19 protein-coding genes and 1 riboswitch are annotated in these 19,005 nt (G+C 67.1%); of the genes, 11 read left to right on the top strand and 8 right to left on the bottom strand.

The features are described 5' to 3' along the window. Window positions 1-11: 11 nt before the first annotated feature. Together CAL13_RS20000 and CAL13_RS19995 are read left to right on the top strand one after the other, a co-directional pair. A complete protein-coding gene (locus CAL13_RS20000; protein WP_086073336.1) occupies window positions 12-857 on the top strand; it encodes a metal ABC transporter permease in 846 nt (281 codons plus the stop codon). Between the two features lie 283 nt (window positions 858-1,140). Then, window positions 1,141-2,178 carry a metal ABC transporter substrate-binding protein gene (locus tag CAL13_RS19995; RefSeq protein ID WP_086073335.1) on the top strand — a complete coding sequence of 346 codons (1,038 nt, stop codon included), beginning with the start codon at window positions 1,141-1,143 and terminating at the stop codon, window positions 2,176-2,178. Between the two features lie 10 nt (window positions 2,179-2,188). On the opposite strand, the gene CAL13_RS19990 is transcribed toward CAL13_RS19995, so the two are convergent. The 6 genes from CAL13_RS19990 to CAL13_RS19965 form a co-directional block, all read right to left on the bottom strand. After that, on the bottom strand, window positions 2,189-3,394 hold the full coding sequence (locus CAL13_RS19990) for a fumarylacetoacetate hydrolase family protein (RefSeq protein ID WP_086073334.1): 1,206 nt from the start codon (window positions 3,392-3,394) through the stop codon (window positions 2,189-2,191). A 58-nt stretch (window positions 3,395-3,452) separates the two neighbouring features. Next, window positions 3,453-4,382, bottom strand: a complete 930-nt coding sequence (gene xerC / locus CAL13_RS19985; RefSeq protein WP_086073333.1) for a tyrosine recombinase XerC — start codon at window positions 4,380-4,382, stop codon at window positions 3,453-3,455. A gap of 32 nt (window positions 4,383-4,414) precedes the next feature. Further along, a complete protein-coding gene (locus CAL13_RS19980) occupies window positions 4,415-5,074 on the bottom strand; it encodes a DUF484 family protein (protein ID WP_086058944.1) in 660 nt (219 codons plus the stop codon). 20 nt (window positions 5,075-5,094) lie between these two features. Next, window positions 5,095-5,988 carry a diaminopimelate epimerase gene (gene dapF, locus CAL13_RS19975; protein ID WP_086073332.1) on the bottom strand — a complete coding sequence of 298 codons (894 nt, stop codon included), beginning with the start codon at window positions 5,986-5,988 and terminating at the stop codon, window positions 5,095-5,097. Window positions 5,989-6,126: 138 nt separating this feature from the next. Next, complete coding sequence (locus tag CAL13_RS19970) at window positions 6,127-7,017, bottom strand: lysophospholipid acyltransferase family protein (protein WP_086073331.1); 891 nt, start codon at window positions 7,015-7,017, stop codon at window positions 6,127-6,129. Next, entirely contained in the window at window positions 7,014-7,919 is a 906-nt protein-coding gene (locus tag CAL13_RS19965; protein ID WP_086073750.1) for a lysophospholipid acyltransferase family protein, read from the bottom strand. Before CAL13_RS19965 ends, CAL13_RS19970 begins: the two co-directional genes overlap by 4 nt. A gap of 252 nt (window positions 7,920-8,171) precedes the next feature. Between CAL13_RS19965 and metK the strand changes: the two genes are divergently transcribed. Continuing rightward, the gene (gene metK / locus CAL13_RS19960) at window positions 8,172-9,335 is read left to right on the top strand and encodes a methionine adenosyltransferase (protein WP_086059629.1); all 1,164 of its coding nucleotides are present in this window, start codon (window positions 8,172-8,174) and stop codon (window positions 9,333-9,335) included. 120 nt (window positions 9,336-9,455) lie between these two features. Here the strand turns inward: metK and CAL13_RS19955 are convergent, their stop codons facing one another. Further along, window positions 9,456-10,379 carry a LysR family transcriptional regulator gene (locus CAL13_RS19955; RefSeq protein WP_086058941.1) on the bottom strand — a complete coding sequence of 308 codons (924 nt, stop codon included), beginning with the start codon at window positions 10,377-10,379 and terminating at the stop codon, window positions 9,456-9,458. Between the two features lie 141 nt (window positions 10,380-10,520). Here CAL13_RS19955 and leuC point away from each other — a divergent pair, with 141 nt between their 5' ends. The 3 genes from leuC to CAL13_RS19940 are packed head-to-tail and all read left to right on the top strand — an operon-like array spanning window position 10,521 to window position 13,537. Continuing rightward, entirely contained in the window at window positions 10,521-11,945 is a 1,425-nt protein-coding gene (gene leuC / locus CAL13_RS19950; RefSeq protein ID WP_086073330.1) for a 3-isopropylmalate dehydratase large subunit, read from the top strand. Further along, the gene (leuD, locus tag CAL13_RS19945; protein ID WP_086073329.1) at window positions 11,938-12,612 is read left to right on the top strand and encodes a 3-isopropylmalate dehydratase small subunit; all 675 of its coding nucleotides are present in this window, start codon (window positions 11,938-11,940) and stop codon (window positions 12,610-12,612) included. The genes leuC and leuD overlap by 8 nt, the downstream gene beginning before the upstream one ends. A gap of 43 nt (window positions 12,613-12,655) precedes the next feature. Beyond that, a complete protein-coding gene (locus tag CAL13_RS19940) occupies window positions 12,656-13,537 on the top strand; it encodes an alpha/beta fold hydrolase (protein ID WP_086073328.1) in 882 nt (293 codons plus the stop codon). 110 nt (window positions 13,538-13,647) lie between these two features. On the opposite strand, the gene CAL13_RS19935 is transcribed toward CAL13_RS19940, so the two are convergent. Further along, window positions 13,648-14,403, bottom strand: a complete 756-nt coding sequence (locus CAL13_RS19935) for a Fic family protein (RefSeq protein ID WP_086073327.1) — start codon at window positions 14,401-14,403, stop codon at window positions 13,648-13,650. Between the two features lie 186 nt (window positions 14,404-14,589). Between CAL13_RS19935 and CAL13_RS19930 the strand changes: the two genes are divergently transcribed. The 5 genes from CAL13_RS19930 to metF all read left to right on the top strand — a co-directional run bounded on the left by CAL13_RS19930 (window position 14,590) and on the right by metF (window position 18,966). Further along, window positions 14,590-14,820, top strand: a complete 231-nt coding sequence (locus CAL13_RS19930; RefSeq protein ID WP_086059628.1) for a DUF1289 domain-containing protein — start codon at window positions 14,590-14,592, stop codon at window positions 14,818-14,820. A gap of 207 nt (window positions 14,821-15,027) precedes the next feature. Then, a complete protein-coding gene (locus CAL13_RS19925) occupies window positions 15,028-16,059 on the top strand; it encodes a glycosyltransferase family 4 protein (protein WP_086058936.1) in 1,032 nt (343 codons plus the stop codon). Further along, window positions 16,052-16,164, top strand: a riboswitch (S-adenosyl-L-homocysteine riboswitch). It overlaps the preceding gene by 8 nt. Before the next feature lie 125 nt (window positions 16,165-16,289). Continuing rightward, complete coding sequence (ahcY, locus tag CAL13_RS19920; protein WP_086058935.1) at window positions 16,290-17,708, top strand: adenosylhomocysteinase; 1,419 nt, start codon at window positions 16,290-16,292, stop codon at window positions 17,706-17,708. 77 nt (window positions 17,709-17,785) lie between these two features. Next, a complete protein-coding gene (locus tag CAL13_RS19915) occupies window positions 17,786-18,124 on the top strand; it encodes a phage holin family protein (RefSeq protein WP_086058934.1) in 339 nt (112 codons plus the stop codon). After that, on the top strand, window positions 18,121-18,966 hold the full coding sequence (gene metF, locus CAL13_RS19910) for a methylenetetrahydrofolate reductase [NAD(P)H] (protein WP_086058933.1): 846 nt from the start codon (window positions 18,121-18,123) through the stop codon (window positions 18,964-18,966). Before CAL13_RS19915 ends, metF begins: the two co-directional genes overlap by 4 nt. Window positions 18,967-19,005: the final 39 nt, after the last annotated feature.

The raw sequence follows: 19,005 nt of genomic DNA, 5'->3' as shown, positions 1-19,005 counted from the left end.
AGGGCGCAACCGTGAGCCTGGTCGAGTGGGCCGTGTCGCCTTTCGTGGATTACGGCTTTATGCGGCGCGCGCTGGCGGGCGCCTGCGCCTTGTCGTTCGGCGCCGCGCCGCTGGGCGTGTTCCTGGTGCTGCGGCGGATGAGCCTGATGGGCGACGCCATGTCGCACGCCATCCTGCCCGGCGTTGCCGCCGGTTTCCTGCTCTCCGGCCTGTCGCTGACGGCGATGCTGCTTGGCGGCATCGTGACCGGGCTGGCGGTGGCGCTGCTGGCCGGCGTGGTTTCGCGGCTGACGCCGCTGCGCGAGGACGCCAGCTTCGCAGCGTTCTACCTGATCTCGCTGGGGCTTGGCGTGCTGCTGGTGTCGCTGCGCGGCTCCAATATGGATCTGCTGCATGTGCTGTTCGGAACCGTGCTGGGTCTGGACGATGATGCGCTGCTGCTGGTGACCGTGTGCGCGACGATCACGCTGTTCTCGCTGGCCGCCTTGTATCGCCTTCTCGTCGCGGAATGCCTGGACCCCGGATTCCTGCGTGCGGCGGGAGGCGGCGGCTCCTGGGTCCACATGGCCTTCCTGATGCTGGTGGTCTTCAACCTGGTGTCGGGTTTCCAGGTGCTTGGAACCTTGATGGTGGTCGGCATCATGATGCTTCCCGCCGCCGCGGCGCGCTTCTGGGTCAGGACCGCCGCGGGCCAGATTCCGCTGGCGGCCCTGATCGGCGCGGCAGCGTCCCTGGCGGGGCTGTTGGTCTCGTATCACTACAACGTGCCAGCTTCGCCGGCCATCATTTTGAGCGCGGGTGTGGTGTACCTGGCCTCGGTGGCATTTGGGCCGCAAGGCGGAATTGCGAGGAGGTAGAGACCACCCCCGAAGCGCTGGCGCGCTTCCCCCTCCAGGGGGCGCGCCTGACGGACCGGCGGAGCCGGATCCGTGGCGCCCCGATGGGCCGAGCTTCTTTTGAGATATGGCTGCGGGCGGGTTGGGTCTGCAGACGTCGGTGGTGTGTGGGGGGCCGGGTGGCGATGGCTAGTGGCGGATTGGCGTATTTAGGCAGGTGGAGGTTTTCATGGCGAAGGGATTGGCGCGGCGTCGGGCGGTGGCACGGATAGTTGGTGGCGTAGGGGCGGTGTGGGCCGGGGCGATGTTGCCGGGGCTTTGGGCGGCGCCGGTTCGGGCTGCGGAACCGGCGGGGGCGGCGGCTGCGGGCGCTGCATCGGCGGCGGCGGGTGCGGCTTCGTCCGGGGCGGTATCGGGCGCGCCGTTGCGCGTTGTCGCCAGCTTTTCGATTCTGGGCGATATGGTGCGGGAGATCGGCGGGGATGCGGTCCAGGTCGATATGCTGGTCGGGCCGGATGGGGACGCACATGAGTACGAGCCGACCCCGAGCGATGTGCGCACGCTCAGCGCGGCGCAGATGCTGGTGGTCAATGGCTTGAACTTTGAAACCTGGATGGACCGTTTGGTGAAAACGGCCGGCTTCAAGGGCGTGACGGTGGTGGCGTCGAATGGCGTGAAGGCGCGGCATTTCGACGAAGAGGGTGGACACGGCGATGCCGGCGCACATGATTCCGGTGATCATGACGGCCATGCCGATGACACGCAGGGCCATGCCGATCACGCGCACGGCCATGCCGGTCACAAGCACGAGGGCGATCTGGATCCCCATGCCTGGCAGGATCTGGCCAACGGCGCGCGGTACGCGCGCAATATCGGCGCGGCGCTTGCCCAGGCGGATCCTGCGCATGCGGAGCGCTATCGCGAGCGCACCGACGCCTATGTCAGCCGCATCCTGGACCTGGATCGCCGCATCCGTCAGGCGTTCGCCAGTCTTCCGCCTGAGCGCCGGCGCGTGGTGACCTCGCACGACGCGTTCGGCTATTTCGGCCAGGCCTATGGCGTCACGTTCATTTCCACCATGGGCGTATCGACGGATGCCGAACCCTCGGCCGCCGCCGTCGCGCGCATCGTCGATCAGGTGAAGCGGGAAAAGGTGCCGGCCGTTTTCCTGGAGAACGTGACCAACCCGCGTCTGAGCGAGCGCATCGCGCACGAGACGGGCGCCAAACTGGGCGGCACCTTGTATTCCGATGCCTTAGCCCGTCCCGGTTCGCCCGCGTCCACCTACCTGGGCATGTTCGAATGGAATCTGCGCGCCTTCATGGCCGCGCTGAATCCCTGAAGCCCTTCGGCTACTGTTCGTGGCGCAGCAGCCCGCGGCGCGCCAGATTCGCGTACAGCTTGCGCACGCCGAAGGTCCAGGGCGGGATCTCGGTGCATTTCTGCACGGTGTTGATGAGTTTGCCCAGCGCCGGCGAACCGATGGTGACGCGGTCTCCCGCACGGTGCGTGAATCCGCTGCCCGGGGTGCCGCGATCCTGGATCGGCGAGAACATGGTGCCCAGGAACAGCATGAAACCGTCCGGATATTGATGATGGGCGCCGTAGGTCTGGGCCACCAGTTCGAGCGGATCGCGGCTGATTTCGCGCATGTGGCTGATGCCGTTCAGCACGAAGCCGTCGCCGCCTTCGATCAGCAGCGATACGCTGTCGTCGCGCACCGCATCCATGCCGTAATGGTCGTCGAACAGGCGGATGAAAGGACCGATGGCGCAGGAGCCGTTGTTGTCCTTGGCCTTGCCGAGCAGCAGCGCGCTGCGGCCTTCGATGTCGCGCAGGTTCACGTCATTGCCGAGCGTCGCACCGACGGTTTCGCCGCGGCTGTTGACCGCCAGCACGATTTCGGGCTCGGGGTTGTTCCATTCCGATGCGGGAAGCAGCCCGACCTGCGCGCCGAAACCCACTGCCGACATCGGCTGCGATTTCGAGAACACTTCGGCGTCCGTGCCGATGCCGACTTCCATGTACTGCGACCACGCGCCGCGCTGGATCAGCGTTTCCTTCAGGCGCAATGCGCCTTCGGATCCCGGCTTGATGCGGCGCAGATCGGTGCCCAGCGTTTCCTGCAAAGTGGCGCGCATCGCCTGCGCGGCGCCGGCATCGCCGCCGGTGCGTTCCTCGATCAGCCGCTCCAACAGGCTGACCGCGAAGGTGACGCCGCAGGCTTTGATGGCCTGCACGTCGCAGGGCGCGAGCAGCGTCATCGCCGGCGTTGCCGGTTGTGCGCCGCTTCCTTGCGCCAGGCTCGTTTGCAGCAGCGCCTGCACCGGGCCGAGCGCTTCGCCGGGCGCCGAACGCGCGACGCCAACGGGATCGGGATGGTCGAGCAGGTCGGCCATGGTCGGGACAGTGGCGGTGATGTCGAAAACCTGCCCGTCGCGGATCGCGACGACGCTGGGACCATCGACGGGCGCCGGGCGCCACACCCGGCCCACCAGCGTGGCGCGCGCGGCGTCCTGGGGCAGAAAGTCCGTGTCGGTGGCGGGGGTGCTGCTCATGGGCGTGTCTCCTGTTATTGAGTGGTATCGCGAAATCGATGACGGTGCGCAGGCCGGTTCAGGTCTTCCGCCCCGCGCGGGGATGGGCCTGGTCGTAGACCTTGGCCAGATGCTGGAAGTCCAGGCGCGTGTACACCTGCGTCGTCGAAATATTGGCGTGTCCCAGCATCTCCTGCACGGCCCGCAGATCCTGGGCGGACTGCAGCACGTGGCTGGCGAAGCTGTGACGCAGCACGTGGGGATGCACGTGCACCGGAAGTCCCGCGGCGCGCGCGACGCGCGCAACCTGGGTCTGGACCACGCGCGGCGAAATCCGCCTGCCGCGCGCGCCCAGGAACAGCGCGGCCTCGTCGTCCGCTGCCGCGCCGGGCGCGAGCAAGGTGGCGCGAACGGCCAGCCAATCGCGCAGCGCCTTGATCGCTGCCGTGCCGACGGGCACGGTGCGCCGTTTGCCACCCTTGCCCAGGACGGTCACTTCGCGTTCGTCCAGGTTGAGCCAGCTGGCGGAGGTGTGGTCCGGCCCGTGCGCGTAGCGCCAGTCCAGGCCGGTCAGTTCGGACAGACGCAAACCGCTGGAGTACAGCAGTTCGACCATCGCCTGATCGCGCAGCGCGATGGGATCGTGGCTTTGGCCGGCGCCGGGCCGGTCCAGCAGGGCGGCGCTTTGTTCGACCGAAAGCGCCTTGGGCAGGGGGCGCGGCGCCTTCGGCGCGCGTACGCCCGCGACGGGATTGCCCGGCAGGCCGGCGCGAGGCGCCCACCATTGGTAGAAACCGCGCCAGGCCGCCAGCGCCCGCGCCAGGCTGCGCGGGCCCAGCTCGCGCGCGTGCAGGCGCGCGACGAACTGGCGGATATGGCCGTTGGCGAGCCGCTCCAGCGGCATGTCGCCGGCCAGCTCCGCAAGATGCCGCAGGTCGCGCGCGTAGCCGTCCAGCGTGTGCGGCGAATAGCGCCGGTGCGCCGCCAGGTGCGCCAGCCATTGCTGCATGGGTTCCGGCAGCGGCGGCACGATGGTGTCCCTCAGGCCATCCGCCGCAGGGCCGCCGAAGCGAGCTTGCCGACCGTATCCAGGAAGGTGGTCGACATGTCCGGCGCGAAGCGGTCGGGGTCGTTCGATCCCAGCACCAGCAGGCCCACGGTGGGCGCCTCGGCACCCGGGCGCAGCGGGATCAAGGCCAGTGAACGGGGCTTGGCGCTGAGCCAGCTGGCCGCTTCGAATTCGGTGTCCCGGCCGCAGTAGGGGGATTTGAGGCTATCGGCGAAGGTGCGTACGTCTTCCGACACCGGTTCCCCATAGCCGCCTTCGGGCAGGTTCGGCAGACGCCACAGGCGCAGGCCGACTTCGTTCAGGTCGAACTCGCGCGCCAGTCCCAGCGCGATCTCGCCGGGGATGCGTTCGATTTCGGTTTCGCCCAGCAGGCGCGCGCACCATTGCATGAGGCGGTTGCTGATGCCTTCGTTGACGTTGGCATTGTGGATCAGCTCGTTCAGCCGCCATTCCTGTTCGCGATTGCGTTCGCGCAGCGTCAGGATCTGCCGTTCGCCCAGCGAGATCGTGCCGCTGCCATGGGGATGGGGCACGCGCATCGTGGCGAAGACATCGGCATGGGTAGCGAAAAAGTCGGGATTGTCACGAAGAAAATCGGCGACCTGCTGCGGGCTCAGAACGGTATCGGTCATGGGAAATGGGAACGGTGCGCTTATCGGTTCAATGCCATGGAGAACACCAACTGGTCGACGTCCACCTGGCCGGTATAGACGGAGGTCGCGGGGCCTGTCATGCGCAGCGCCTTGCCGTCCCAGCCGACGGTGAGCACGCCGCCGCGCGCCTGCACCTGGACGGGCGTATCGAGCAAGCCGCGGCGGATGCCCGCCGCCACGGCGGCGCAGGCGCCGGTGCCGCAGGCCAGCGTTTCACCGGCGCCGCGTTCATAGACGCGCAGGCGGATATGGTGGCGATCGACGACCTGCATGAAGCCTGCGTTCACGCGGCGAGGAAACCTCGGATGCGATTCGATCACGGGACCAAGCAGGCCGACCGGCGCGGTGTCGACGTCATCGACGCGCAGCACGGCGTGCGGATTGGAGATGGCCACCGCCGAAATCTCCACGCTGGCGCGCCCGTCGGGGCCGTCGGCCAGGGGCAACACATAAAGCGTGTCTTCGCCTTCCTGGCGCTTCGTCAATCCATCGGCGTCGAAGGGCAGGGCCGCCGGATCGAAACGCGTGACGCCCATATCGACGGTGACTTGTTCGTCGTCGCCTTCATCGAGCACGAGGATGCCGGTGGCGATCTGCGCCCGCAGCGGATTGCGGTCGGACAGACCCGTTTCATGGACGAAGCGCACGAAGCAGCGCGCGCCGTTGCCGCAGTGTTCAACCTCGCTGCCGTCGGCATTGAAGATGCGGTAGCGGAAATCCGCCTCGTGCACGGTGGCCGGCTCGACCAGCAGGATCTGATCGGCGCCGATGCCGAAATGACGATCGGCCAACGCCCGGGCGCGTTCCGGCGTCATGTCGATGGATTGGCGCACGCCGTCAAGGACGACGAAGTCGTTGCCGGCGCCGTGCATTTTGGTGAAGTTCCAGGTCATCGCGCCATTATCGCCGAATCCCGTAGCCCCCGCTCGGTGCGCCGACGCAACCCGTCCCGCGGCTGCATGCTCCCTTACACAAACGAGAAGCAAGCGGCGCCACCAGAGTGGGGACGCGCGCAGCGCTTCGGGGGTGGGCTAGTAATACTTTTTTTCGCCGTTCGGACGCGTCTTGAACCGGCGGTGCACCCAATAGTATTGGCTGGGGCAGCGGCGCACCCATTGCTCCAGTTCCCGGTTCAGTCGGGCGGTGGCCGCTTCCAGGGAGTCCTCGCCGGGGAAGTCCTTGAGCGCGGGCAGGACTTCCACGTGATAGCGGCCGGTGTCCGGGTCCCAGAACTCGATGACCGGGAAAACCGGCGTGTTCCATTTGCGGGCGATCTGCGCCGTGGCCGGGATGGTGGCCGCCGGCACGCCGAAGAAGGGTACGAATACGGCGCCGTCGCGCCCGAAATCCATGTCGGGCAGGTAGTAAACCGGGCGGGCTTCCCGCAAATGGCGGATCAGCCCGCGGATGCCCTCCTTGCGGCTGACGAGGTGGACCTCGTTGAAGCGAGTCCGGCCGGCCCGCACGATGGCATCGACGTCGGGGTCGCGTTGGGGCGTGTACATGGTGGCGCCCGTGGGCGATTCCATCGTCAGGCGCGTGGCGGCGACGTCCAGGCCGATGAAGTGCGGGGCCAGCAGGATCAGCGGCTGCTTTTCCCGCCCCAGCCGCAGGAATTCCTCATGGCCGGACACGGTGACCATTTCCTTGATGGCTTCGGGCGTCCCATACCAAAGCACGCCGCGATCGACCACCGATTGGCACAAGGCGCGGAAATGCTCGCGCAGCCAGCGCGCCCGGGTGGCTTCGCTTTCGTTTGGAAAGCACAGGCGCAGGTTGACGCGAACGATGTGTTTCCGCCGCCGCGCGAAGACGAGCGTGAACCAGGTCAGGATGGCGCCGGCGCGCAGCCGCGTCGCCGGGCGCATGCGGCCAAACCAGGAAAACAGGGCGACCAGCGCGCGATGCTTCAGGCGGCTCATCGGGCGTCGTCCATGGAAGCATCGGCGGCGCTAGCCCCGGCGTGGCCCTCCGCCACTGGCGCGTCCGGCGCTGGAGGCGCGCCGCGCGGCGTCTTGTAGCGGTTGTAGCTCCACAGGTATTGCTCGGGAAAGCGGCGGATCAGGGTTTCCATGGCGGCATTGAACAGGGCGGCCTGCGCTTCCGCGCTTTCCGGCAGGGGGCCGGGTACGCGTACGTAGTGAACGCGCCATCCCTGCCCGCGCGGCAGGCGTTCGCCGGCGGCCAGGATGACGGGGACGTCGCCGGGCGCGGCCAGTTTGCCCGGCAGGGTGACGGTATAGGCCATGCGGCCGAAAAAGGGCGCCCACACGCCTTCGCCGCGCGCCGGCGCCTGGTCGGGCAGCATGCCGATGCCTTCGCCCCGGCGCAGCGCCCGCACGAATTCGCGCACGCCCTGCATGGTGGCGGGCACCGCGCGCAGATTGGATGTGTTGCGGGCTTCGTCCAGCAGGGGCGCGATGGCGGCCTTGCGGGGCGGGCGGAACATGACGGTGAGCGGCATCTGGCGCGCCTGGTGGCGGGCCGTGATCTCGAAACAGCCGAGATGCGGGGTCATGAAGACGATGCCGCGGTTTTCGGCGCGCGCGGCGGCCACCACATCGTCGTCGTTGGAAACCACGCGGGCCAGACAGTGGTCGGGCTGGAACCAGACCTTGGGCATTTCGAAAATCATCGCCCCGGCCTGCGCGGCGGCTTCGCGCGCGAAACGGTCGCCGGGGTAGCCCGCCTGCGCGGCATTCGCGCGCAGGCGATCGCGATACTTGCCCGGCCAGGTATAGGCCAGGATGCCGAAAAAGCGCCCCATGCCATGCAGCACGGATAGCGGCAGGCGGGCCAACAGGCGGAACAGGGCGACGAGCAACATGCGGTGGGGCAGGGATAAAGCCGCCATTTTCGCTTAAAATGCCAAGGGTCGCCGAGTTAACCGACAACTTGCGGGGCGACGCGCCGGTTTGCCGATGGTTCGCGCCATGGGCGCCCGCGCAAAATCCGCTAAAGCGTCGCGCCGTGGTCAAAGTCCTTGCCGATTGCGATCTCAGGTGCAACGCACCTTTCGTCAATCCGGCCGCCGGGCGCAGCCTTGCCCCGGCAGCCATGCAAGGAAAGCAAAGCCGTGGCACACAACGATTTCCTTTTCACCTCCGAATCCGTCTCGGAAGGCCATCCGGACAAGGTCGCCGACCAGATCTCCGATGCCGTTCTGGACGCCATCTTCACCCAGGATCCCAACGCCCGCGTCGCCGCGGAAACGCTGTGCAATACCGGCCTGGTCGTGCTCGCCGGCGAAATCACCACGACGGCCAATGTGGATTACATCCAGGTTGCGCGCGACACGATCCGCCGCATCGGTTACGACAACACCGACTACGGCATCGACTACAAGGGCTGCGCGGTGCTGGTGGCCTACGACAAGCAATCGCCCGATATCGCACAGGGCGTGGATCGCAGCTCCGACGACTACCTGAACCAGGGGGCCGGCGACCAGGGCCTGATGTTCGGCTACGCCTGCGACGAAACGCCCGACCTGATGCCCGCGCCCATCTGGTATTCGCACCGCCTGGTGCAGCGCCAGAGCGAATTGCGCAAGGACGGCCGCCTGCCCTGGCTGCGTCCCGACGCCAAGTCGCAGGTCACCTTCCGCTATGTCGATGGCCGTCCCACTGAGGTCGACACGGTGGTGCTGTCCACGCAGCATGCGCCCGAAGTGTCGCAGGAGACCATCCGCGAAGCGGTCATCGAAGACATCATCAAGCCGTCCTTCCCGGCCGGCCTGATCACGCCGAAGACGCGCTTCCTGGTCAACCCGACGGGCCGCTTCGTCATCGGCGGTCCGCAAGGCGATTGCGGCCTGACGGGCCGCAAGATCATCGTCGATACCTATGGCGGCGCCTGCCCGCACGGCGGCGGCGCGTTCTCGGGGAAGGACCCGTCCAAGGTGGACCGTTCGGCCGCCTATGCCGCACGCTACGTGGCCAAGAACATCGTGGCCGCCGGCCTGGCGCGCCAGTGCCAGGTGCAGGTCAGCTACGCCATCGGCGTGGCCGAGCCCATCAACATCACGGTCTACACGGAAGGCACCGGCGTGATCCCGGACGACCAGTTGGCCAAGCTGGTGCGCGAGCACTTCGACCTGCGTCCGAAGGGCATCGTCAACATGCTCGACCTGCTGCGTCCCATCTACTCCAAGACGGCGGCCTACGGCCACTTCGGCCGTTCGGAGCCGGAGTTCACCTGGGAAGCCACCGACAAGGCTGCCGCCCTGAAAAAGGCGGTCTGATCGTTCGGCCCGGCAGATGACGCCGGACGCCATGTCCGGCGCATTCCCCATGCGGCCCGCGCGTGCCTGCCCAGGTGCGTGCGGGCCGCGCCGCTTTCCGGACGCCGCTTTCCGACGCCGCTACCAGACCAGCCCGTCCTTACCGGGGCGCTTGCGCTGCGGGGCGAAGCGGTCCAGCAGGAAGGCCACGAAAGCCGACACCTTTGCCGGCACATTGCCGCGTTCCGCGTAAAGCACATGAATGTCCGCCGGCGGCGGCGCCCACCCTGGCAGCAGGGCCACCAGCCGGCGCGCGCGCAGGTACGGGGCAACTTCCCATTCCGAACGCAGCGCGATGCCGTGCCCTGCAAGGGCCCATTGCAGGACGCTTTCGCCGTCGTTGGAACTGAGCGGCCCGCGCACTTTCACGGAGTCGCTTTTCGATCCCGACTGCAAATGCCACGTGCCGTAGGCGCTGTCGTTTTCGCGCACCACCAGGCAGTCATGCCCCTGAAGGTCGCGCGGGGATTGCGGCGTTCCGCGCGCCTTCAGGTAGGTTGGCGCGGCGCACAGCAAGCGGCGGTTGCTGGCGATCTTGCGCGCCGTCAGGCGAGCGTCCGGAATGTCGCCGAAGCGGATCCCCACGTCGAAACCCTCGTCACGCAAAGGCAGGGGCCGGTCCGTGAGCCGCATCTGCACGTCGACGTCGGGATAGCGGCGCACGAACGCCGCCACCGCCGGAACGATATGGCGGCGTCCGAATCCGAAGCTGGCGTTCACCCGCAGCAGGCCCCTGGGCTGCGCCCGGCCGCGCGCCACCTGGCGTTCCAGCGCGTCGAGATCCGCAAGGATGCGTGCCCCTTCGGCCAGGTAAAGCTCGCCTTCCTGTGTGACGCTGATGCGGCGCGTCGTACGGTGCAGCAGCCGCACGCCCAGCCTTTGTTCCAGCTTGGCCAGGCGCGTGCTGACGGCGGCCGGGGTCAAGCCAAGCTCCCGCGCGGCGGCGGTCAGGCTGCCCTGCCGGGCGAGCAACGAGAAAAAAGCGAGTTCGGATAGGGCGTCCATTGCGCTCGACGCGTGTTCCCGAGGGGCGGCGGGCGCACGCGCGATTATTAAATTCAATTGAACAAAGGTTCAGAATCGATTTGATCATAAAGCGCCCTCCCGCTCCTACACTGCGGCTTCAAACCTGCATGGAGCCCGGTCATGGCCCCAACGACGCTCTACGACAAACTGGTGCGCGCCCATGAAGTGGCGCGGCTGGACGACGAGCACATCCTGCTCTATGTCGACCTGCATCTGATGAACGAATACACCAGCCCCCAGGCGTTCGCCGGACTGGCGAGCCGCGGGTTGCGCGCACGCCGTCCCGGGCAACAGGTGGCGGTGGTCGACCACATCATTCCGACCCATGCGGTCCCTGCGCCGCGCCGGACCATTGCGGATCCCGCCTCGTCCCTGCAGGCGCGCAACCTGAAGCGCAACTGCGAGGAGAACGGCATCGCGCTGTTCGACACCACGGACCCGCTGCAGGGCATCGAGCACGTCATCGCGCCCGAACAAGGCATGATCCTGCCGGGGATGACGGTGTTGTGCGGCGACAGCCACACGACCACGCACGGCGCGCTGGGCGCCCTGGGCTTCGGTGTCGGGACGTCGGAAGTCGAACACATCCTGGCCAGTCAGACGCTGGTTTACCGGGTCGCCCGCACGATGCGGATACGCATCGACGGCGCGCTGCCCTTGGGTACGACCGCCAAGGACATGGTCATGTACGTGGTGCATCGTCTGGGCGCGCAGGGCGCGCGCGGCTATGCGGTGGAGTTCTGCGGCGCCGCGGTGGACGCGCTGACGATGGAAGGGCGCATGACCCTGTGCAACATGGCGGTGGAGGCCGGCGCGCGCGCCGCCTTGGTGGCCCCGGACGCCGCCACCATCGACTACGTGACGGCCCGCGCCAGTTTTCTTTCCGCGCAGGAACGGCGCGCGGCGCTGGCCGACTGGCAGTCGCTGCGCACCGACCCGGGGGCGCGCTTCGACGCCGAACATGTCTTCGATGCGGGCAGTATCGCGCCCTATGTCACCTGGGGTACCAGTCCGGACCAGGCGGCGCCGGTAACGTCGCACGTTCCGCACGCGGACGAGGCAGCCTGTGAGCTCGCACGCATCGCGCAGGAAAAGGCGGTGGAATACATGGGACTGACGCCGGGCATGCCATTGGCAGGGCTGCGCGTGGACCGCGTATTCATCGGCTCCTGCACCAATGGCCGCATCGAGGACCTGCGCGCGGTCGCGAACCTGGCGCGCGGGCGGCGCGTGGCGCCGGGTGTGCGTGCGATGGTGGTGCCCGGCTCGGGCGCCGTGCGGGAGCAGGCCGAACGCGAAGGCATCGCCGCGGTGTTGACGGCCGCCGGCTTCGAATGGCGGCAGCCCGGCTGCTCGATGTGCCTGGCCATGAACGACGACGTGCTGGGCGCCGGCGAGCGCTGCGCGTCCACCACCAACCGGAACTTCGAAGGCCGCCAGGGACGCGGCGGCCGCACGCATTTGATGAGCCCGCTCATGGCCGCCGCCGCGGCGCTGACCGGGCGCATCACCGACGTCCGTGCGATGGAGCGCGACCATGGATAAGGCCATCATCGAAGGAATAGCGGCCCCGCTTCCCTATACCAACCTGGACACCGACCAGATCATGCCCAAGCAGTTCCTGCGGGGCATCGACAAGCGGGGACTGGATCGCGGGCTGCTGTATGACCTGCGTTTCGATGAAGCCGGCGCCGAGCGGCCCGGCTTCGTGCTGAATCGTCCGCCGTGGCGGCAAGCCAGCATCCTTGTCGCGGGCGCCAACTTCGGCTGCGGGTCCAGTCGGGAGCACGCCGTATGGGGGCTGCAGCAGTACGGCATACGCGCGGTCATCGCCTCCAGCTTCGCGGAAATCTTCTTTTTCAACGCGATGAACAATGGGCTTTTGCTGGTCACCTTCGACGAGCGGCATGTGCAGGCATTGCTGCGCCGGACCGAAGACCCGTCGCGGGCAAGACTGCGCATCGACGTGCGCGCCGGCGTCGTGGATGATGGCGCCGCGCAGCTGCCGTTCACGCTCTCGCCCCGTCATCGCGATATGTTCCTGCGCGGACACGACATGGTGCAGGACACGCTGGCGCGCGAAAGCGCCGTGGCGGACTTCGAGCTTCGGCATTGGCGCACGCGGCCGTGGCTCAAGGACGTGGCGCGCCGGGCCGTCGAGGCGGCCCGCAAGGCGCCGGCATCCGGCGACGCCGCGCGGCGCGCGGTCTGAGCTTGCGCCTCGCGTTAAGCTGGCGCCACATGGGAGACGCGCTATGACATCGCTTTTTGACGTGCCGGTACGCCGGTTCGAGGTGAACGGAACGCACATCGCCGCCCGCGTGGCAGGCGAGGGGCCGCCGCTGCTGCTGTTGCACGGGCATCCGCAGACGAGCGCCATGTGGCATCGGGTGTGGCCGGCGCTGACCGCGCGCTTTACCTGCGTGGCCGCGGACCTGCGCGGTTACGGCGATAGCGGCAAGCCGGACGCCACGCCCGATCACGCCGCGCATTCCAAGCGCGCCATGGCCGCCGACATGGCGGCCGTGATGACGGCCTTGGGTCACCCGCGTTTCCGGGTCCTGGCGCATGATCGCGGAGCTCGCGTGGCGCACCGGCTGGCGATGGACCACGCCGAACGCGTCGAACGCATGATGCTGCTCGACATCGCGCCCACCCTGGACATGTACGAAGGCACGACGCGCGCGTTCGCGCAGGCCTACTATCACTGGTTCTGGCTGATCCAGCCAGCGCCCATGCCGGAAACCATGATCGGCCGGGACCCGGTTTTCTACGTGCGGTCGATCATGGGCGGCCGCCCCGGGGGTCTGGGGATCTTCGACCCGCGCGCCCTGGCCGAATACGAACGTTGCGCGGCGCTGCCGGGCCTGCCGGTCGGCATTTGCGAAGACTACCGGGCCTCGGCCACCATCGACCTCGAGCACGACCGCGAGGATCGCGCGGCGGGACGCCGCTTGCCTTGCCCGCTGCTCGTCCTTTGGGGCGCTCGCGGCGCCGTGGGCCGCAACTTCGACGTGCTGGCGCTATGGCGCAACGTGGCGCCGGATGTCCAGGGCCATGCGGTGGACGGCGCCCATTACCTTGCGGAAGAGCTGCCGGAGCAGATCGCCGAGACGGCGTTGTCCTTCTTTGGCTGATGCAGTTTCCAGGATCCGGAGGTCCGATTCATCGCGGATCCGGACGCGCTCGTCCGCCGTTTGAGCCGCTCCGCCCCCTGGCAGGAGAATGCCGCGCATTGCGGCCCGAATCAGGGCGTCGGACGCAATAAGTCGAGATACGCGGCCAGCGACCGCTGAACTGCATCGGCAACCAGGCTCGTAATCGCGTCGTGATTTCCGCTCACGCAAGCTTCGTCCAGGGCGTCGTAGTACGCCAGGCGGTCTTCCTTGCGTATGACGGCGGGCGGGTAGCCCGACTTCATCAACTCGAAGTTCAACAGCAATCGGCCGGTGCGGCCGTTGCCATCGACGAAGGGATGAATCTTCACAAATCGCGTGTGGAGTTCGGAGGCACGCTCGATGGGGTGCATCTGCCCGGCCTGCGCGTGCCAGGCGATAAGCCGCTGCATCTCTTCGTCAAGGTGCAGAAAGTCCGGCGGGATGGTACTGGCGCCCGAAATAACGACGTTTTCACGACGGTAGCGGCCCGCCTGATCGTTGTCGATCCCCTTCAGCACGAGGCTGTGGATATTCTTGATCTGCCATTCGCTCAACGCCGCCTGCTTCGCCACGATTTCTTCGACATAAAGGATCGCATCGCGATGGTTGGTCGCCTCGAAGTGCTCGCGGAGCGTTTTCCCGCCGACAGTGATTCCTTCGAGGACGACCTTGGTTTCGCGCAAGGTCAGCGTGTTGCCCTCGATGGCGTTCGAATGGTACGTCCATTCCAAAGTCAGCTTGTCGTGCAGCGAGGCCACCGTGTGGGGCGGCAATGGCCGCACGGCATCCAACGCAGCCTTCTGGGCGTCGGCAGCCTGTAGTTTGGATTGCAGTACCGGGTTCATGGCTACGCCTTGCGTTGTGCCGGGGCCTACTGGCAGCGGGCGCGGCGACGCGCGCCGTAGACCCCGGGCGTGCAAAATAGCATGAAAATCCGGCGAGGCAGGAAGGCGCCGCCGCCGGCCTTGGATGGCCCGGCCGCCCCGCCGGCCAGCCGGGCCATCCACCCCATATTCGGCTATTCTTCCCTCATGGCTGATTTCACTCCCGATATGTGTCCCACCGCCCCCGAAACCGAGAACGACCGCGTCTTCGCGGCCACGGATTCGCCTTGTGTCGCGGTGTGCTCGACGCTCTTCGATGAAATCTGCCGCGGCTGCGGCCGCACGGCAATGGAAGTCTCCAACTGGGTATTCATGAGCGACGCCGAAAAACAAGTCGTCTGGCACCGCATCCGCTCCCAGGGCTACCCCAGAAGATAGCGCCCCCGGGCACCCGCCCGAGGCGCCGCGGATCCCGCTCCGCCCCCCGCAAGAAGCTCCGCCACCGGGGCGCCGCGGATCCGGCTCCGCCGGTCCGCAGGCGCGCCCCCTCGAGGGGGAAGCGCGATAGCGCTTCGGGGGTGGGACATATTCCCGTCATGAACCACGGGCCAAATAAGCGCTTTCCTGGCTCTCTTGCAAAAGCCCATGCTCATCGCGCTGGTTACGGATGCCTGGCATCCGCAAGTGAACGGGGTTGTCCGCACCTGGACGACCATGCGCAAGATCCTGTCCAGCTGGGGCCATGAGCTGATCGTCGTCAGCCCGGAGGGCAGCCGGACCGTGCCGGCGCCGTCGGAGCCGGAGCTGCGCCTGTGCATCCAGCCGCGCAAGCAGCTGCGGCGGCTGCTGGGGGACATCGTTCCCGACGCCCTGCATATCGCCACCGAAGGGCCCCTGGGGCTGGCGGCGCGCCGCATGGCGCTGCGCCGGGGATGGCGGTTCACGACGTCTTTCCACACCATGTTCCCCGACTATCTGCAGGCGCGGATGGGCATCCCGGCCTATCTGCCTTGGCGCTATATGCAGTGGTTTCACGGGCCATCGCAGCGGGTGCTCGTGCCGACGCCGACGGTGCGCGACACCGTGGCGCGCCATGGACTGAAGAATCTGCAGGTGTGGTCGCGCGGCGTGGATGCCGAACGTTTCCATCCCGGGCCGCGCGACGCCTTTCCCGACCTGCCGCGCCCGATATTCCTGAGTGTCGGACGGGTGGCGCGCGAAAAGAACCTGGACGCTTTTCTCGGTTTGAACCTGCCCGGCAGCAAGGTGGTCGTGGGCGGCGGCCCGGATGCCGAGCGGCTGCGCCGCAAGTATCCGGACGTCCACTACACAGGCATGCAATCCGACGACCGGCTGCCGCACTACTACGCGTCGGCCGACGTCTTCGTGTTCCCTAGCCTGACCGACACCTTCGGGCTCGTCATGCTCGAAGCGCTGGCCTGCGGAACGCCCGTGGCGGCGTTCCGCACCGACGCGCCGATGGCGGTGATCCAGGACGGCGTGACCGGATTCCTGCGCGACGATCTGGGCCAGGCCTGCCTGGAGGCGCTCAGCCTTAGCCGGGACGTGGTGCGCCAGCATGCGCTGACGCGCACCTGGGACGCGATCGCCACGGACCTGCTCAATGCGCTGGTTCCGCTGACACCCGCTACCCGGTACAATATTGCCCACGCCTGAGGAGCGTTGCGACGGGGGGCCATGGCGCCCGACATACCCGCCAGGCTCAGGCCTCTGTTTGGCTGTCGCGCATCGCGTGGCGGCATGCAACGGCGCTCACCTTTGTCGCATGCGTGGCAGAGGCGGGCGCACCAATCATCCGGTGTGATCCCGGCCGCAATATCCGGCCGGGACGTTGCGCACGTTTCGGGCCGCGGTGTGGCGCCGTCCGTTTATACGTGGAGCAACCCATGAACACCGTTTCCGATAAGTCCGTTTCCGACTACATCGTCGCCGATATCGGCCTGGCCGCCTGGGGCCGCCGCGAGATCGCCATCGCCGAAACCGAGATGCCTGGCTTGATGGCCACCCGCGAAGAATACGCGGCCTCTCAGCCTTTGAAGGGCGCCCGCATCGCCGGCAGTCTGCACATGACCATCCAGACGGCCGTACTGATCGAAACGCTGAAAGCGCTGGGCGCGGAAGTGCGCTGGGCGTCGTGCAACATCTTTTCGACGCAGGATCACGCCGCCGCCGCCATCGCCGCGGGCGGCACGCCGGTTTTTGCCGTCAAGGGTGAGACCCTGGCCGAATACTGGGAATACACGCACAAGATTTTCGAATGGCCCAACGGCCAGCACGCCAACATGATCCTGGATGACGGCGGCGACGCGACGCTGCTGCTGCACCTGGGCGCCAAGGCGGAGTCGGATATCTCCGTGCTGGCCAAGCCGGGCAGCGAGGAAGAGCGCGTCCTGTTCGCCGCCATCAAGGCGACGCTGGCGCGCGATCCCAAGTGGTACTCCACCCGCCTGGCGCAGATCCGCGGCGTGACCGAGGAAACCACCACCGGCGTGCATCGCCTGTACCAGATGTCCCAGCGGGGCGAACTCGCCTTCGCCGCCATCAACGTGAACGACTCGGTCACCAAGTCGAAGTTCGACAACCTGTACGGTTGCCGCGAGTCGCTGGTGGACGGCATCAAGCGCGCCACCGATGTGATGGTGGCCGGCAAGATCGCCGTCGTGGCCGGCTATGGCGACGTGGGCAAGGGCTGCGCGCAGGCGCTGCAGGCGCTGCGCGCCCAGGTCTGGGTCACGGAAATCGACCCGATCTGCGCCCTGCAGGCCGCGATGGAAGGCTACAAGGTCGTGACGATGGAAGAAGCCGCCGACAAGGCCGACATCTTCGTGACCGCGACCGGCAACTACAACGTCATCACGCGCGCCCACATGGAGCGCATGAAGGACCAGGCCATCGTTTGCAACATCGGCCACTTCGACAACGAAATCGACGTCGCGTCGCTGGAAGATTGCAAGTGGGAAGAGATCAAGCCGCAGGTCGATCACGTGATCTTCCCCGACGGCAAGCGCATCATTCTGCTCGCCAAGGGCCGTCTGGTGAACCTGGGTTGCGCCACGGGGCATCCCTCGTTCGTGATGTCGTCCTCGTTCACCAACCAGACCATCGCGCAGATCGAGCTGTTCACGCGCAATGAGGCCTACGAGAAGGGCCAGGTGTACGTGCTGCCCAAGCAACTGGACGAAAAGGTGGCCCGCCTGCATTTGAAAAAGCTCGGCGCCAACCTCACCACGCTGCGGCCGGAGCAGGCCGCGTACATCGGCGTGTCCGTCGAAGGCCCGTTCAAGAGCAATCACTACCGTTATTGATGGGCTTGTCGCAAAATAGGTGCGCCCGCGCCAACCGGCGCGGCACCCTTTACAACGCTTGATGCGGGAGATCGAACATGACCTTGATACTCGTCTGGATCCTGAATGCCGTGGCCCTGCTGGTGGTCGCGTATCTGTTGCCTGGCATTTCCGTGGCGAGTTTCGGGTCGGCGCTGATCGCGGCGCTGGTGCTTGGCCTGCTGAACATGCTGGTCAAGCCGGTGCTGGTGCTGCTGACCCTGCCCATCACCATTGTCACGCTCGGTCTCTTCCTGCTCGTCCTGAACGCGCTGCTGTTCTGGTTCGCCGGATCCATCCTGAAGGGCTTCCAGGTCAACGGCTTCTGGTGGGCGGTGATCGGCGCCATCCTCTATAGCATCATCTCCGGCCTGTTCTCCATGCTGGTTGCCTCATGACCGATACTTCTACGCCGGCATATAGCCTGGAATTCTTTCCGCCGCGCGACATCGCCGCGCAGGAGCGCCTGCTGCGCGCGGCCAAGCAGATGCTGGCCATCCACCCGCGCTACGTCAGCGTGACGTTCGGCGCGGGCGGCTCCACCCGCGAAGGCACGGCGGGCACGGTGCGCATGCTGCGCAACCTGGGCGTGTCCGCCGCGCCGCACCTGTCATGCGTGGGCGCCTCCCGCGAAGACCTGCGCGCCATCCTGACTGCCTACCGCGAGGAAGGCGTGCGCCAGCTCGTCGCGCTGCGCGGCGACCTGCCGTCGGGCATGGGCGGCGATGCGGGCGAGCTCAAGTACGCACGCGATCTGGTCGCTTTTATCCGCCAGGAGACGGGCGACTGGTTCCACATCGAAGTCGCGGCCTATCCGGAAATGCATCCCCAGGCGGACAGTCCGTCCAGCGACCTGGACCACTTCGTGGAAAAAGTGCGCGCGGGCGCCGACAGCGCGATTACGCAGTACTTCTTCAATCCGGACGCGTACTTCGATTTCGTCGATCGCGTGCGCGCCAAGGGCGTTTCCGTGCCCATCGTGCCGGGCATCATGCCGATCACCAACCATACGCAACTGGTGCGGTTTTCCCAGATGTGCGGCGCGGAAATCCCGCGCTGGATCCGGTTGCGGCTGGCGGAATTCGGCGACGACAAGGCTTCCATCCGCGCGTTCGGCGTGGACGTCGTCACGGATTTGTGCCGCAAATTGCTGGACCAGGGCGCCCCCGGCCTGCACTTCTACACGCTGAACAGCGCCGAAGCGCCGCTGGCGATCTGGAACAACCTGACGCGCAAGTGACGGCACGGGCGGGCCGCCCCGGGGAAAGTCCGGCAATGA

The sequence above is a fragment of the Bordetella genomosp. 9 genome (genome assembly GCF_002119725.1).
Taxonomy (GTDB): domain Bacteria; phylum Pseudomonadota; class Gammaproteobacteria; order Burkholderiales; family Burkholderiaceae_B; genus Bordetella_C.
This window is presented reverse-complemented; position numbering and strand designations above follow the sequence as displayed.